This is a genomic window from Polluticoccus soli (genome assembly GCF_029269745.1).
GTDB lineage: Bacteria > Bacteroidota > Bacteroidia > Chitinophagales > Chitinophagaceae > Polluticoccus > Polluticoccus soli.
In genome coordinates this window covers 166,070-181,438 of record NZ_JARJHT010000002.1, presented here as the reverse complement: position 1 = coordinate 181,438, position 15,369 = coordinate 166,070, and the positions used below count along the sequence as shown (strand labels likewise).

The window sequence follows — 15,369 nt, the reverse complement described above, 5'->3', positions numbered from 1 at the left end:
GCTTTTGTCATGAAATTTGTTTTCGGTGCAACAGTGTAGCGGCAGGAATTGGCTGCAATACGCTAGCAGAAAGTAGTTCAGGGTTTTGTGTAGGGTTTTCATTTTGTTGTTTTGTTGCCGGTTGGGAGGGTTTTATGGTTGAGGGAAACAAATGGTTTTGTTGCCGTTGGAAAGCAGGTTGTGTACAATTGTGTATGTTTTGGCTGTTTTCTAAAATATACAAAGGCCTCGAAAATGTCTATTACAAATATACGCTATTTAATCAACAATAAAAAGTCACAGCAGTCGCACTATGGTTTGTTCAACCAGCTTTGATACTGCTTCCAATCTTTATCCATAAGAGGCGCAGCCTTGCCATCCAGCAAATCGCCAAACGCATGTGGAGTATACTTGGGATACTCGGCTGCAGCGATAACGTCCCTGTAATCGTAACAGGCTTTTTCTACGTACAGTCTAAGCAGCTCTATATCTCCTCCAGCAAGCTTCAATATAGAAGCCCATACCCTGTTTCGTCCTTGTTCAGTTTCCGATTCGTATTTTTTCAGCGTACCTATTACGTCAGCAAATGCGACCTGTGAAAAATCTCTTCTGACAATTCGCTCTATGTCAGCGTCAGTGATATTGGGTATTTTATCCTCCATTGTTAGTGTTTTAAGGTGTTATGCTGGTATGGGAACCTTAGGACCAAGAAATTTGGGTTGTACCCCCAAAATATAGTCGACAAAAACTTTTACCCTGGCTAGCTTCTCGCGCAGCTGTGTTTTTGCACCTACCGAACGTGATACATCCTGCGCATTAAAGCCGATGGCTTTGATTCCTTCCCTTTGAGCAATGAACAAGGCTCTTTCGTTGTGGAATTTTTGTGAGATCACTATTGCCGAATTCTGAGAGAATATTTCACGCAACCTGATCATCGAGTCGAATGTTCTGAAACCTGCATAATCAAGGTAAATACGTGTAGAATCTATGCCGGCAGCAATAAGGTCAGCGCGCATCATACTAGGTTCGTCATACTCTTTGCTGCCGTTATCACCGCTTATAATGAGGTAATCAACTTTGCTTTCCCTCATCAGTTTTGTTGCTGCTTCTATTCTATAGGCGTAGTATGGATTTACGATCCCACCAAAATATTTACCCGTACCCAGCAGCAAGCCTACATGCGTATGAGGCACCTGCGTTACATCCGTAAATACTTTACCCTCAGCAGCGGACGTCACCTCCTTATCGCAATAGATGATGGCCAGCAATGAGCTTGCAATTAGTAGAATCGAGGAGATGATAAGGATTTTTAGTTTGCGCATAGTACTTATGAAATTAGGGATTTTTCATGTCCTTACCAGAGTATTTGAATAAGGACTCGGCGTTTTCATCTATAAGTCGGCGAGTCCCTTTCAAAGATTCGACTAAAGCCGAAAATGTAATAAATTTGATGCTGTGATGTCACTCGCTTATAAGGTCAACGCATTACCGGAGACAGTCACCACAGGTGAACTGGCTGCATACTTCCGAGAAGTACTAACTCAACTCAATCTCGATTCAATCGAGTCCAAACAGCTGTTCGTAGAAATTGTATTTGAATTGGCCGACAAACAATGGCATAACTATGAGCAGATGGATGCAGGATTGAAACAAGATGTCGATAAGGCCACTATGTCAATTCTTCTTGGACAACTCTCTCTGGACCTGGTGAGTGCAATATCCGGCATCATTGGCCGTTTGGGCCTATGCGAATCTTACCAAAAGTATAAAGTACTTGCATCAGACCAAAGTTTGCCAACCGACATTAGGCGAGAAATAAACAATACAATAAGCGAATTCGGTGAATCTGTTGATAATTCTTATTAACAGAAGCGCTCAATGCAAACAATCATTTCGACCTCTTAAATTTAGCCCCATGATCAATCCCTTCCAGACAGGCGATACTAAAGAGTTCACTCATGTAGTGAGTGAGGCGGATACTGCCAGCTTTAAGAGTGGCGAGGTGCATGCTGTGTATTCAACGTTTGCGCTGGCGCGCGAGGCGGAATGGAGCGGGCGCCTGTTTGTGCTGGAGATGAAGGAAGCGGATGAAGAAGGTATCGGCACAGGCATTACGGTGAAGCACCACTCGCCTGCCCTTGTTGGCGAGGAGATAGTGTTTACCGCCACGCTGGTAGAGGTGAACCGCCACGAGGTAGTGACAGACTATACTGCAAAAGCAGGCGACCGCCTGATAGCAGACGGTCGCCAATGGCAGAAAATATTGAAGAAGGAAAAACTCGAAAAACTATTTAACAGCCTGGGCTGATGTCGAAGCCTGCTTTAGCGTGCGGGCTATAATCGGCGCCAGCTTAGCTGCCCATACCGAATACTCCTTGGTGGATGGGTGCAGCTTGTCCTCGGCTAAGAACAGCGCATTGTTGCGGTTGTGGCGTGTGCTCTCTGTAATATCAAGATAGTGGCATTTGTAGTGCGAGGTGATCTCCTTCGCAGCTTTGTTGTACGCATCTATTTCACGGGCTATCTCTTCACGGTTGCGGTCGTCGGCAAACGGTGTTACACCCCAATCTGGTATCGAGAGTACAAACACATGCTCCCGCTTGTCGTTAGCAAAACCTACGGCCTGGTCCAGCAGTTGTATGAACTCTTCTTTATAGTTGTCCAGCTCACGGCCGCGGTACTGGTTGTTCACGCCTATCAGCAGCGTCACGAACGAAAAAGTCTCCATGATGTTGTGCTCGCGAATGGCCATGGCCAGCTCATCGGTGGTCCAGCCAGTCTTAGCAACGATCACGGGTGCAGCTACATCAATGTTCTGCTGCTTCAGCAATTCCACTGCCTGGTGCGGAAAGTTCTCGTGCATAGGCACCGCTTCGCCTATAGTGTAGGAGTCTCCTAGTGCTAGATACGTATACATAGTTTCGTGTTTGTCAGTTTTCGGTGGGGAAGCCAAAGATGAACGATTATTTCTGTTTAACCAACATCCCGTAGTACCCAGCGCTACCAATAAAAACAAAATAACTATGCCAGCCCGCACTTTACGTATTGCGTTGCTATTGAATGAATACCGTTTTGATATTGGTGAACTCACGTATACCAAAAATGCTGAGCTCACGGCCATAGCCGCTCTGCTTGGTGCCACCAAACGGCAGCCTCGGGTCTGAGTGCACAAAGGAGTTTACGAAACAGTTGCCCGCCTGCAGTTGTGTTGCTGCTATGTGTTCTGCCCTTTTGCGGTTCTTTGAGAAGATACCTGCCCCGAGGCCATAGATGCTGTCATTAGCAAGTCGTACTGCGTCCTGTTCGTCCTTCGCTTCAATGATAGACGCTACCGGGCCAAACAGTTCCTCATCATAGGCGGGCATGCCTTTCTTCACGTTGGTCAGCACTGTGGGCGGATAGAATGCTCCTTCCCCATCGGGTACATAGCCACCGCAAAGCAGTTTAGCGCCCATCTCTATGCTTTTTAGTACCTGCTGGTGTAGCTGGTCGCGCAGGTCGTGGCGGGCCATGGGCCCTATCTTATTGCCTTCATCCATGGGGTCGCCAAACTTCGCGGCCTTCATTTGCTCTACCATTCTCGCCTCAAATTCTTTGCGCACAGACTTAACGGCAATGAATCGTTTAGCTGCCACACAGCTTTGCCCGCTGTTGATGAGGCGGCCATTGACGCTGGTGGTCACCGCAAGGTCCATATCAGCATCCTCCAGCACTATGTAAGCATCGCTGCCACCTAACTCAAGGACTTGCTTTTTAATGTGCATCGCGGCGGTCTGGGCCACCTTGCTGCCTGCATAGGTGCTACCTGTAAAGGTGATCGCTGAAATTGCAGGATTCGCTATCAGCCCCGCTACCTGCGACGAAGGCAACAGCAGCGTCTGAAACAATCCTTTGGGTGCTCCCGATGCTTTTATCACCTTCTCTATGGCCAGTGCGCAGGCACTGACGTTAGAGGCATGTTTCAGCACCATGGTATTACCGGCCATCAGCGCAGGCCCCATAGCGCGGAAAACCTGCCAGTAGGGAAAGTTCCAGGGCATGATGGCCAGCACTACGCCCAGTGGCTGAAAACTCACATAACTCTTTTTTGCATCGGTCTCCACCAGCTCATTGGCCAGGAATTTCGGACCTTCTTTGGCGTAAAAATCGAATGTGCGGGCGCATTTCTCTACTTCGTCCATCGCCTGTTTAATAGGCTTTCCCATCTCCCGCGTGGCCAGTTCGGCCAGCTTTTGCTTCTGTTTACGCAGTTCGGCTGCGATTTGCTTCAGCACTGCGCCCCTCTCTTTCAGGGTAAATTGACTCCATTCCTCAAATCCTTTGTGGGCTTGTTTTACAGCTTTCTCTACCTTTGAGGGATCAGAGGCAGGATATTGACCAAAAACAGCGCCGGTAGCGGGATTGACGGAAGTAAACAGATCGGACATGATACAGAAAATTGTCAAGTAAAATTAGGAACAACGATGGTACGAAAGGTTTACTATTTTTGATGCCCTGATAGAGAATCTATAAGAAATAATTAACAGCATAAACTGAACCCACTTTTTACATGGTAGTTGATAAAATAAAATTCGGAACGGACGGATGGCGCGCCATCATTGCACAAGACTTCACGGTGTATAACGTGGCCCGTGTTTCTAAGGGCTTGTCTGAGTGGCTTTTGCAAAGAGGCAGCAACCCTACGGTAGTGCTTGGTCACGATTGTCGTTTTGGCGGCGAACTGTTTTGTGAAGCAGTAGCGAAAGTATTGTGCAGCAACGGCATAAAAGTATTGATGGCCAAAGGCTTCATCAGCACGCCTATGATATCGATGGGCGTGTTGAAGCTGGGCGCTCAGCAAGGTGTAGTGATCACCGCATCGCACAACCCACCTTCTTACAATGGCTATAAGCTGAAAGGTGCACACGGTGGCCCTTCAAGCCCGAAAGATATTGCAGCGGTTGAAGCGCTGATACCTGATAGTGTTGAGATACCGAAAGAAGGCCTGGCACATTGGGAAGCCAAAGGCCTGATCGAGTATATCAACCTCGAGGATATGTACGTGAGCTACCTGCAGGAGAAATTTGATTTCGAGGCACTGAAGAACTCACCATTCAAACTGGCGTATGATGCCATGTATGGTGCAGGACAGAACGTAATGCGCCGCCTGCTGCCTAACGCAGTATTAGTACATTGCGAAAACAACCCGGGCTTTAACGGACAAGCACCTGAGCCACTGGATAAAAACCTGCAGGAACTGGCTAAAGTAGTAGCTACTACTCCTGAAGTAAAAATAGGTCTGGCTACCGATGGCGATGCTGATCGTATCGGTCTTTATGATGAAGATGGACATTTTGTAGATGCGCACCATATCATCCTGCTGCTGATACACTATCTATACAAGTACAAAGGCATGAGCGGTAAAGTAGCTATCGCCTTCTCTACTACCGACCGTGTAAAACGTATGTGCGAGGCTTATGGCCTGCCTATCGAGATCACGCCCGTAGGTTTCAAATACATTAGCGAGATCATGGTGCATGAAGATGTGCTGGTTGGTGGCGAAGAAAGTGGTGGTATCGCTGTGAAAGGCCACATCCCTGAACGCGATGGTATCTACGATGGTATCATGCTGTATGAGTTCATGACCAAATCGGGCAAAACACTGAAACAACTTTGCGAAGAGGTGTATGAAGTGGTTGGACGTTTCGTATACGAGCGCAATGATATGCACATCGAGAACGAGAAGAAAGAGCACATCATCAGCACTGCTGCTAAGAATGGTTATACGCACTTCGGCAAATACAACTTCAACCGCATTGAGACCATAGACGGTATCAAATACCACCTGGACAATGGCGGCTGGATACTGCTGCGTGCATCGGGCACTGAGCCACTGCTGCGTATCTATGCAGAGGGCAACAGCAAAGAAGAAGCGCTGGACATCTTGGAAGACGTGAAGAAAACGATACTGTAACCAGTATCGTACACATAGAAAAAGGGGCTGAAATTCAGCCCCTTTTTTATTTTATGCTTTGATGGCTTAGTGCGCCATTGTTTTTGCGTCTTTCAGGAATTGCTCCAGGCCAAGGTCTGTAAGCGGGTGCTTCAACAGGCCAAGGATAGAGCTCAGCGGGCAAGTGCAAACATCAGCACCGGCTTCAGCACAACGTACGATGTGCAGCGGGTTGCGGATAGAAGCAGCCAGAACTTCGGTCATGTAGCCTTGTGAGTTGTAGATGTTCACGATCTGCTCGATCAGTTGAACACCATCCCAGCTGCTATCGTCGATACGGCCGATGAAGGGAGAAACAAAGCTGGCACCTGCTTTAGCAGCCAGGATAGCCTGACCAGCAGAGAATACCAGCGTACAGTTAGTTTGGATACCGTTGTCGCTAAACCATTTGATTGCTTTGATGCCGTCTTTGATCATCGGCACCTTTACGACGATATTAGGGTGGATAGCAGCAAGCACCTTACCCTCTTCAACGATCTCTTCGAACGTAGTACCAAATACTTCAGCACTTACAGGACCATCGCTTATCTCGCAGATAGCTTTGTAGTGTTGCATGATCGCTTCGTGTCCTTTGATGCCTTCTTTAGCCATCAGTGAAGGATTGGTAGTAACACCGTCGAGGATACCCAGATCGTGTGCTTCTTTAATTTGCGCGAGGTTCGCCGTATCTATGAAAAATTTCATGTAAGTTGATTTCGGGGGCAAAGTTAACCCAAAACCGCCGCACTACCAGACTTGAAAAAAGAAAATATGAGGAGAGGAGCCAGAAATAAAAAAACTGGCAAGTTACTCATATCGCGCCGCTACGACCGCCTACCCTTGCTACATTCCTGTCCTGGGGGGTTCAGCAGGAGCTGGCCGTATAAGACTTGCCAGGGCGACAAAGATAGTAAAGTTTTCTTCGCACAGAAATCATTTCATAAAAAAAGCTGGCCGTCGGGCAGCTTTTCCACTTATATTTTCAACTATAATTTATGCTTTCGACAATTCTCCTTTCAGGAAGTCGATTACTTTTACTTCAGTAGCGTTCTGTCCACGCAAGTCGGCCAACATTACCGAAACCCAGTCGGTGAGGTGTATCAGGTAAATTGCTTTTTCCCAGTAGCTCTTGCCTTTTGAGTATATCTCGATGATATTGTTGGTGTATTTTTTTATCACCTGCTTGTTGATCTCGATGCGCATTTGAACGCGCTCATAATCATCTTCATTGCGCAAAATGATCACTGCCTTCGAGCTATCCTTGTCGCGCCAGCCTACCAGCTCGTTGTGGTTCATTTCAGGTATCACGTGGTGCCAGCACAGTACCTTGCTGTTTTCATTCAGCTGCTGGCGGAAGCGTACAGCTACTCCTTCGAAATCAGCCGCGGCATAAATGATCGGCGTTTTTTCATACAGCTTCTTTGCTATAACCTGTGCTTTCTTCTGGATATCCTTGACATCCTCTTTCAGCAACTTGATGGAGGCTTTGATCTCTTTTTCGAAGTTGTCTTTTACCAAGCCGAAATGCTTCAGCGTGAATAGCACCTGAGTCATTGAGTACCCTACACATGAACGTGGTGGCATGCCTGCAGGTAACAGTATGCAGTCTATTTTCTTCTTGCGTGCTATTTCAGCAACCTTGCCACCAGAAGTGATACAAACGATGGTTGCTTTAGCTTTGATAGCTTGCTGCAGTGCCGCAACTGTTTCTTCTGTATTACCTGAGTAAGAAGAAACGATCACCAATGAATTGGCACTAACAAAAGAAGGTAAAAAATAATCTTTATTGACAATGAAAGGGATCTTCAGCTTATCGAATACATAGTTTTGAACTATAGAGCCACCAATACCGCTACCGCCAAGGCCTGTAAGAATAACATTCGTGAAATCTTTTTTGGCTGCAAGGAACTTATAACTTTGCCCTATAACCAGTGCCTCGTGTAGTTGAATCGGAAAATTGGCTACTAATTGTCTCATTGGTTTTTATTTCGATGGCCAAACATAACGAAACTGGCATAAAAGGCGAACAAATAGCCGAAAAGTTTTTGGCGAACAAGGACTATACTATCCTGCACCGCAACTGGTGTTTCGAAAAAAAAGAGGTAGACCTGATCGCGCAAAAGGGAGATATGCTGGTATTTGTAGAGGTAAAGACCCGCAACAGGCTCGACTTCGGATTTCCTGAAGAGGCGGTTGACGCCCGAAAGCAAAATCACTTAAAGGTAGCTGCAGAGGCATTTATGGATGCCAATAAAGAATACCAGAAAATACAATTTGACATCGTAAGTGTGCTGATCGTTAAGGGGCAGCTGAAAGAAATACTACACGTAGAGGACGCTTTTTACTGAGCAACAGCCTAACCGTTAAGCAAATATCCGCTCCAGCGCCCAAGCTTTAAGGCGCATCTCTTCCCATTCCTGCTGTGGCGTGCTGTCGAAAGTGATCGCCCCACCGGTCTGGTAAGAAAGGTATTTTGACTGCTGATTGTAGAACAGGCTCCTGATGATCACATTGAAGTCAAAATCGCCTTGCGGCGTTATGTAGCCAATGGTACCGGAAAACAACTCCCGCCGGGATGCTTCATATTTATCGATGAGCTCCATTACCATTACTTTAGGTGCACCGGTCATGCTGCCCATTGGAAACGAGTACTTCAAAGCATCTGCAATTCGCATATCAGAACGAAGCCTGCCGCTTACAGTAGATATCATCTGGTGAACCTGAGGGAAAGAGTATATACCAAACAGCTCATCAACCGCAACGCTGCCTAACTCGCAGCAACGGGCCAGGTCGTTGCGCACCAGGTCAACGATCATGACGTTCTCTGCACGTTCTTTCGTGCTATTGTACAGTAGGTCGCGGAGTTCATCATCTTTTGCCGGATCAACGTTACGTGGCGCTGTTCCCTTTATTGGCTGGGAGAGAACCATTTCTCCTTCTTTTCTCAGGTAGCGCTCCGGGCTCGCGCACATCATGTAAGATGCGTTATTGCGATAGAAAGCTGCAAATGGCGCCGGCGATAATTCAGTAAGCTTACTGAACACCGTCAACGGTTCAATATTTGCGTTTTCACAAAATCCCTCATTACAAAAATTGATCTCGTAACAATCGCCTTCAATTATGTGCTTACGAAGCTGATCAACCGTTTGCAAGTATTGTTCTTTGTCAATGCGCTGTGTAAAAATGAGCAGAGGCAATTCTGTGCCAACCCTGGTACCGCTTTCTATTATTTGCTGAAATACATGCGCAGGCTCTTGATAGGTCTCAATGGTAAGCTTAGTCTTGGCTGTATCTACATAACAAACTGTTTCGGGCACGAAGAAGTATGTCTCGGGAAAGCCCATATTGCCGCTATGGCGGGACGTTACCTTTGGCTCCAGGGTATTTTTATGGTCGTAGTTGATGTGACCGAACACCCAGTCTCGTTGAGTATCGTGGAGCGATTGTAGTCCATCCAGCGAGGTGTCCGTTATCGCCTGTATGGCTCCCACTGCAAGCAGGCATTCATACCGACTATAATGATCGCGATAGTTGCTACTATCCAGAAAAGCAAAAATGCTGAACTGTTGTGCCCAGTTCAGCATTCGTCTCTTTATATTGTCGTATTGCCCTTCGGCTATAGCATAAGTAGCTACGTGTCGTTGCAAGGCTATTTGTTTAATAGTCGTCGTCGTCGTCATCAAAACCACCACTACCTTCGTTGAAGAAGCCCAGGTCTTTAAACTCGTCGTCTATATCGAAATCGTCATCTCCTTTTGACTTCTTAGCACCGCCACTACCGCCACTTTTTGACTTAGATTTTGGCAGGTCGAACTCTTCAAAGTCTTTGTCCATATCGTAATCTTCCTCTTCGTCACCAAAGCTGTCATCATCATCCATGTCGTCATCATCGTCATCGTCATCATCCTCGTCGTCATCGCGCGACTTAGATTTGGACGCAGTCTTTTTAGCAGCAGTTTTCTTCTTCGGCGTTTCTTCTACTTCTTCGTCAAGTTCATCTTCTTCATCTTCTACATTCTTTTTTGCTGCTTTAGACGATGCTTTTTTAGGCGCACTCTCTGCAGCGCTCTTCTTGCTAGCGGCCCCTTTTTTTTCTGAATTGGATTTCATAGCGCTCATACGTTGATGGCGTAAAATTTTAATTGTTTAGTGAAATTGCCAAATTTTTTTTCAGCGAGAAAAATATTATTTTTTATTAAGGGATGACCAGTAATTGATCACGTCCTGTACCATTGGAAACATAGGCTATTTTCGTTTCCAGGTACTGCTCTACAAACCTGCAATAATCTTTAAAAACCTGCGGTGTTTCATCATAGCTACTGCAGGCGCTGATAGGCTTATCCCAGCCGGCAAATGATTCATACACCGGGGTTACATCAACACTGCACAGGTCATACGGCAACTCGCGGGTTTCTTTGCCTTCTACATTGTATGCGACTGCTGCCCTGATCGGATTGAACTCGTCGAGAACGTCGGTTTTCGTCATGATCAGTTTGGTAACACCACTTAGCATGACAGTATAACGAAGCGCCACCAGGTCGATCCAGCCACAACGGCGTGGGCGGCCTGTAACCGCACCAAATTCGTTACCAGCTTTGCGCAATGCCTCGCCTGTTTCGTCATGAAGTTCCGTAGGGAACGGGCCACTACCCACGCGAGTACAATACGCTTTTGTGATGCCATATACTTCACCAATGCGAGATGGGGCAACACCAAGACCATTGCAAACACCGGCAGCGATAGTATTCGAGGAAGTAACAAATGGATAAGTACCATAGTCTATATCCAGCATACTACCCTGCGCACCTTCTGCCAATATTTTCTTACCGTCTTTCAGTTGCATATCCAGCCAGTATTCGCTGTTGATGATCTGCAGGCCGCGTAGGTATTCTACAGCTTCAAAGAAAGGCTGCTCCCACTGTTTCCAGTCTATTGGTTCTCCGCCGTATTGCTTTAGCATGTCAGTATGCTTGGCAACCAGCTTATCGTATTTTGTTTTGAAGTCTTTGCTAAGTACATCACCCACGCGCAAACCGTTACGACCAGTTTTATCCATGTAAGCAGGCCCGATACCTTTTAAGGTAGAGCCGATCTTTTCACTGCCTTTCGCATTTTCAGAAGCCGCATCCAATGCGCGATGTGTAGGCAAAATAAGGTGTGCACGATGTGCAATGAACATACGGCTCAACACATCTGGTTGCAACGGCAGCAGCTGCTCGATCTCTCCTTTTAGCGAAACCGGGTCGATCACTACACCATTGCCGATCAGGTTGAGGCAGTGTTTATGAAACACGCCCGACGGGATCGTACGCAATACGACCTTTTGACCATTCACATAAAGTGTGTGGCCGGCATTAGGTCCGCCCTGGAAACGGGCGATGATATCATAATTTGCGGCAAGGTAGTCTACTATTTTTCCTTTACCCTCGTCTCCCCATTGCAGCCCTAGCAAAACATCGATCATAATTAAAAATTGGCGCGTAAAATTAGTGGATAAGTTGAAAAGTCAATGCCAACCGGCAAAAACCTTCAAAACCGTGATTCTTAAAACGGTACAAATTTAAACTTCCGCCTGTGGCATCGCCAAAAAAGATTTGCAAGGGAGACTAACTACACCCGTATCGCCGGTCGAAATCAAGTCAGAACATTAAGAAACCTGTACAGCAAACAGATTCTGAAGGCGCTATTTATTTGGAAATACACAAATATGCCCGACCTTTGCCCTACAAAACAATTCCTTCCCGCATGTCAGCTAAACTGGTACTTGATATGGCCGCAATGCAGGAGGATTTTTTTGCGGATACAGCGCTGATCGGTATTGTAAGCGCCCTACCTGTATACCGCTTCTCGTGGCTGCTTAACCGGAAGTTCGACCTGAATTTCTCGCGCGAGGCCGATCTTGACGTAGTAGTGCGATCTTCGAAAGGCCACCAATACTATTTCCCGGTGTACCAGTACTGCCTTCCGCTCAACGGCTACAAGCACCTCCTCTACCGGCTAAAGTCAGATAAAGAGACATTACTACCGGAGGTAAAACAACTGGATTATCTTTGGATGATACAAAGCAGCACTGCAGATGAGGAAGCGCAACAGATCATTCAACACCTGCGTAACATTGGCGAAGTGCAGCTGGCGCAACTCCTCTCGCACGACAGGCTAAAGAACCTGAGTAGCTTATTGCTATAGTTATTCACAGCACCTCCTTATTTAGTCACATATAAATTTGTTAATTCCATAATCCGTATTAGGGTCGTAAGCGTATTTTTCTATTTTTGTTGCCGTCAAAATAAAGCTTCATGAATTTTCGCAAAATCAACAACCTTGTTGGTTGGATCACGTTCGTTATTGCTACGGCCGTGTATTTTATGACTATGGAACCCACAGTTAGCTTTTGGGATTGTGGTGAATTCATCTCCTGTGCCTACAAAGTAGAAGTAGGCCACTCTCCCGGCGCTCCGCTTTTCATGATGATCCAACGCATGTTCGGAATACTTGCTGGAGGCAATCTGCAAAAAGTGGCCATTATGATCAACGCATGGTCGGCGCTGGCTAGCTCGCTTACTATTCTGTTTCTGTTCTGGACCATCACTCACTTTGCAAAAAGGCTGCTTGCCAAAGGTGAAGAAAACCCTGACTCTAATAAGACGACCCTGATCATGGGCGCCGGCCTTGTTGGTGCTCTTGCCTATACATTCTCCGACACATTCTGGTTCTCAGCTGTTGAAGGCGAGGTATATGCTACGTCTTCTGTATTCAGTGCTATCGTATTCTGGGCTATCTTGAAATGGGAACATGCCGCCGATACTAAATATGCAGACAGGTGGTTGCTGTTCATTGCTTATATGATAGGCCTGTCAGTAGGTGTACACTTGCTGAGCCTGCTGGGCATACCGGCCATTGCAATGGTATACTACTACCGCCGTTACAAACCTACCACTGGAGGTGCCATCATGGCTTTCCTCATAGGCGGCATTTTGCTCGGCCTTGTGCAGTATGGTGTACTTCAGGGTATTCCCATACTGGCGTCTAAATTCGATCTGCTGTTCGTGAACAGCTTTGGTTTACCTTTCGACTCTGGTGCCATCACTTTTATCATCTTGCTGATTGCAGCAATGGTTTGGGGATTGACGTTTGCTAAACGCCGCGGTAACTACGCTGCACACACTGCTATACTTTGTCTTACTTTCATTGTCATCGGTTTTTCGAGCTATCTGGCTCCCATCATCCGCTCACGCGCTGATGTGCCTATCGATATGACTAACCCTGACAATGCGATAAGCCTGACATCTTATATTCAGCGCGAACAGTTTGGCCAACAACCACTGTTGTACGGGCAAGATTTCACCGCGCGTCCTATTGCCTACCCTATGAAGGGTTATCAATATGCCCGTTCTGAAAAGGATGGGAAAGCACACTATGAAATAGTGGGTAAGAAACTGGAGCAGGAATTTGCACCGTCAGACAAACGCTTCTTCCCTCGTATCCACGACAATAACGATGCAAGCCATATCCAGTTCTACCGCAACTTTTTGGGACTGGCTGAAGGCGAACAACCTACGTCTGCCGACAACTTCAGCTACTTCTTCAACATTCAACTGAACTGGATGTGGTGGCGCTACTTTATGTGGAACTATGCCGGCCGCCAGAACGATATGCAAGGTCATTCCTATCAGGCTAAAGATGGCAACTGGATATCGGGTATCAAATTCGTTGATAAAAACATCCGCGGCCTGGGCGATATAGATAAAATGCAGGACGGTTACCGCAACAACCCGGCACGCAACCAACTGTATTTCCTGCCGTTCATCCTTGGCTTAATGGGCCTGGTATACCAGTTCAATAATAACAAACCTGATGGTATCGTAACGCTGGTGCTGTTCTTCTTTACCGGTATAGCTATCGCGATATTCCTGAACATGCCGCCACTGCAGCCACGTGAGCGTGACTATGCTTACGCGGCCACCTATGCATATGCGATATGGATAGGATTAGGTGTGTTAATGGTAAACGATCTGTTCCAGCGTTTCTTAAAGGGCCCCAAAGGCATGTATGCTGCCATACTGCTTTGCCTGTTGGCCGTACCAACACTCATGGCATCTGAGGAATGGGATGACCATGACCGCTCTAAAAAGACCATAGCCCGGGCTACGGCGTGGAACGTGCTGCAGTCGTGTGCACCGAATGCCATCCTCTTTACTTATGGTGATAATGATACGTATCCGGTATGGTACCTCCAGGAGGTAGAAGGCATCAGAAGAGACGTTCGCGTGATCAACATGAGCCTGTTAGGTATAGACTGGTATATTGACCAGCTCAACTATAAGATCAATGATGCCGATGCCATTCCTATGCTCTGGAAAAAAGAGCACTATATTGGAGATAGGCGTAACTATATCCGCTACTACTCGACGCCACAAGTGCCGCAAGACAGGTATTTCAACCTGGTAGACATTTGTAACTTCATGCTGAGCAACGACCCTACAAATATGCTGCAGTCAATGGGCATGGACGAGAAAGAAAATTTCTATCCTACGAAGAACTTCTTTGTCAAAGGTCTGAGCAAAGAGGAGATCATGAAAAATGGCATGTTCGCAGGTAGCGATTCAACAGCGATCAATAACGAGATCAAATTTACCTTCCCTAAAGATGTAGCTTATAAAGACGATATCGCTACCCTGATGATCGTAGCTGCCATAGCACAGGAAGGTTGGAAACGCCCGATCTATTTCGGCGCTGGTTTACCTTCTGAAAACTATATTGGCCTGCACGATTATATGCGTCTTGAAGGCTCGGTATTCCGCCTGATGCCGTTTAAGGCTACCAACCCACAAATGACCATGCAGGGTGAAATGGGTACTGTAGATGTAGACAAAAGCTACGACCTGTATATGAACAAGTACATATGGGGCAATGCCGGCAGGAACGATGTATATTTTGATGAAAAGAACCGCATCATGCTATCATCTTACCGCATCAATGCGGGCCGTATTGCTGCTGAACTGGTAAACAGGGGCAAAAATGCGGAAGCCATTAAAGTGCTGAACAAGGTATATGATAACATCTCAGAACATTCATACTTCTACGACGCCACCGGTTACTACCTTGCCGTTGCCTACTACCGCGCAGGCGACAAGGCCAAAGGAAAGGTCATAGCCGAAAAACTGGCTCGCAATGCGGAGGATGACATCAACTATATCCTTACCCTGCCGGATGAACGTAAGGAAGCTTTGTTTGATGACATCCGCAGAGATGTAAGCATCATCGATATTATGAGCAGTACGGCAATGGCCGCGGGCGATGCTGCTACAGCCGACATATTCAAGAAAAAAGTAGAAATTCTGTCAGCAAAGATCACCCAGAACATGAATGTACAGGGCATGCAACAGTAATGTAAAAAACCAGTTAATAAGCCCTCCCTA

15 protein-coding genes and 1 other RNA gene are annotated in these 15,369 nt (G+C 46.6%); 6 read left to right on the top strand and 10 right to left on the bottom strand.

All coding sequences use genetic code 11. The features are described 5' to 3' along the window. Positions 1-290: 290 nt before the first annotated feature. Entirely contained in the window at positions 291-641 is a 351-nt protein-coding gene (locus P2W83_RS11365) for a hypothetical protein (protein ID WP_276133856.1), read from the bottom strand. Between the two features lie 18 nt (positions 642-659). After that, a complete protein-coding gene (locus P2W83_RS11360; RefSeq protein WP_276133855.1) occupies positions 660-1,301 on the bottom strand; it encodes a SanA/YdcF family protein in 642 nt (213 codons plus the stop codon). Positions 1,302-1,434: 133 nt separating this feature from the next. Between P2W83_RS11360 and P2W83_RS11355 the strand changes: the two genes are divergently transcribed. Both P2W83_RS11355 and P2W83_RS11350 read left to right on the top strand, forming a co-directional pair. Continuing rightward, the gene (locus P2W83_RS11355) at positions 1,435-1,845 is read left to right on the top strand and encodes a hypothetical protein (RefSeq protein ID WP_276133854.1); all 411 of its coding nucleotides are present in this window, start codon (positions 1,435-1,437) and stop codon (positions 1,843-1,845) included. Positions 1,846-1,894: 49 nt separating this feature from the next. Further along, complete coding sequence (locus P2W83_RS11350) at positions 1,895-2,287, top strand: thioesterase family protein (protein WP_276133853.1); 393 nt, start codon at positions 1,895-1,897, stop codon at positions 2,285-2,287. On the opposite strand, the gene P2W83_RS11345 is transcribed toward P2W83_RS11350, so the two are convergent. After that, positions 2,267-2,896: an SGNH/GDSL hydrolase family protein gene (locus tag P2W83_RS11345; RefSeq protein ID WP_276133852.1), complete on the bottom strand. Its 630-nt coding sequence runs from the start codon at positions 2,894-2,896 to the stop codon at positions 2,267-2,269. The genes P2W83_RS11350 and P2W83_RS11345 overlap by 21 nt on opposite strands. A gap of 136 nt (positions 2,897-3,032) precedes the next feature. Beyond that, positions 3,033-4,406 (bottom strand): NAD-dependent succinate-semialdehyde dehydrogenase, encoded by a 1,374-nt coding sequence (locus P2W83_RS11340; RefSeq protein WP_276133851.1) that lies wholly within the window; start codon positions 4,404-4,406, stop codon positions 3,033-3,035. A gap of 122 nt (positions 4,407-4,528) precedes the next feature. On the opposite strand from P2W83_RS11340, the gene P2W83_RS11335 reads away from it, so the two are divergent. Next, entirely contained in the window at positions 4,529-5,932 is a 1,404-nt protein-coding gene (locus tag P2W83_RS11335) for a phosphoglucomutase/phosphomannomutase family protein (protein ID WP_276133850.1), read from the top strand. 66 nt (positions 5,933-5,998) lie between these two features. Here the strand turns inward: P2W83_RS11335 and fsa are convergent, their stop codons facing one another. The 3 genes from fsa to P2W83_RS11320 form a co-directional block, all read right to left on the bottom strand. After that, positions 5,999-6,655, bottom strand: coding sequence for a fructose-6-phosphate aldolase (gene fsa / locus P2W83_RS11330; RefSeq protein WP_276133849.1), 657 nt, complete (start codon positions 6,653-6,655; stop codon positions 5,999-6,001). Between the two features lie 92 nt (positions 6,656-6,747). Further along, positions 6,748-6,846, bottom strand: an RNA gene (ffs, locus tag P2W83_RS11325) — signal recognition particle sRNA small type. Between the two features lie 97 nt (positions 6,847-6,943). Continuing rightward, positions 6,944-7,927, bottom strand: a complete 984-nt coding sequence (locus P2W83_RS11320) for a bifunctional phosphoglucose/phosphomannose isomerase (RefSeq protein WP_276133848.1) — start codon at positions 7,925-7,927, stop codon at positions 6,944-6,946. A 14-nt stretch (positions 7,928-7,941) separates the two neighbouring features. On the opposite strand from P2W83_RS11320, the gene P2W83_RS11315 reads away from it, so the two are divergent. Then, positions 7,942-8,298, top strand: coding sequence for a YraN family protein (locus tag P2W83_RS11315; protein WP_276133847.1), 357 nt, complete (start codon positions 7,942-7,944; stop codon positions 8,296-8,298). Positions 8,299-8,313: 15 nt separating this feature from the next. On the opposite strand, the gene P2W83_RS11310 is transcribed toward P2W83_RS11315, so the two are convergent. The 3 genes from P2W83_RS11310 to P2W83_RS11300 form a co-directional block, all read right to left on the bottom strand. Next, entirely contained in the window at positions 8,314-9,597 is a 1,284-nt protein-coding gene (locus P2W83_RS11310) for an anthranilate synthase component I family protein (protein WP_276133846.1), read from the bottom strand. A gap of 10 nt (positions 9,598-9,607) precedes the next feature. Continuing rightward, positions 9,608-10,060, bottom strand: a complete 453-nt coding sequence (locus tag P2W83_RS11305) for a hypothetical protein (RefSeq protein WP_276133845.1) — start codon at positions 10,058-10,060, stop codon at positions 9,608-9,610. Positions 10,061-10,145: 85 nt separating this feature from the next. Beyond that, the gene (locus tag P2W83_RS11300) at positions 10,146-11,414 is read right to left on the bottom strand and encodes an adenylosuccinate synthase (protein ID WP_276133844.1); all 1,269 of its coding nucleotides are present in this window, start codon (positions 11,412-11,414) and stop codon (positions 10,146-10,148) included. A gap of 281 nt (positions 11,415-11,695) precedes the next feature. On the opposite strand from P2W83_RS11300, the gene P2W83_RS11295 reads away from it, so the two are divergent. Together P2W83_RS11295 and P2W83_RS11290 are read left to right on the top strand one after the other, a co-directional pair. Then, positions 11,696-12,136 carry an IPExxxVDY family protein gene (locus P2W83_RS11295; RefSeq protein ID WP_276133843.1) on the top strand — a complete coding sequence of 147 codons (441 nt, stop codon included), beginning with the start codon at positions 11,696-11,698 and terminating at the stop codon, positions 12,134-12,136. A 110-nt stretch (positions 12,137-12,246) separates the two neighbouring features. Beyond that, the gene (locus tag P2W83_RS11290) at positions 12,247-15,339 is read left to right on the top strand and encodes a glycosyltransferase family 117 protein (RefSeq protein ID WP_276133842.1); all 3,093 of its coding nucleotides are present in this window, start codon (positions 12,247-12,249) and stop codon (positions 15,337-15,339) included. Positions 15,340-15,369 lie beyond the last annotated feature (30 nt).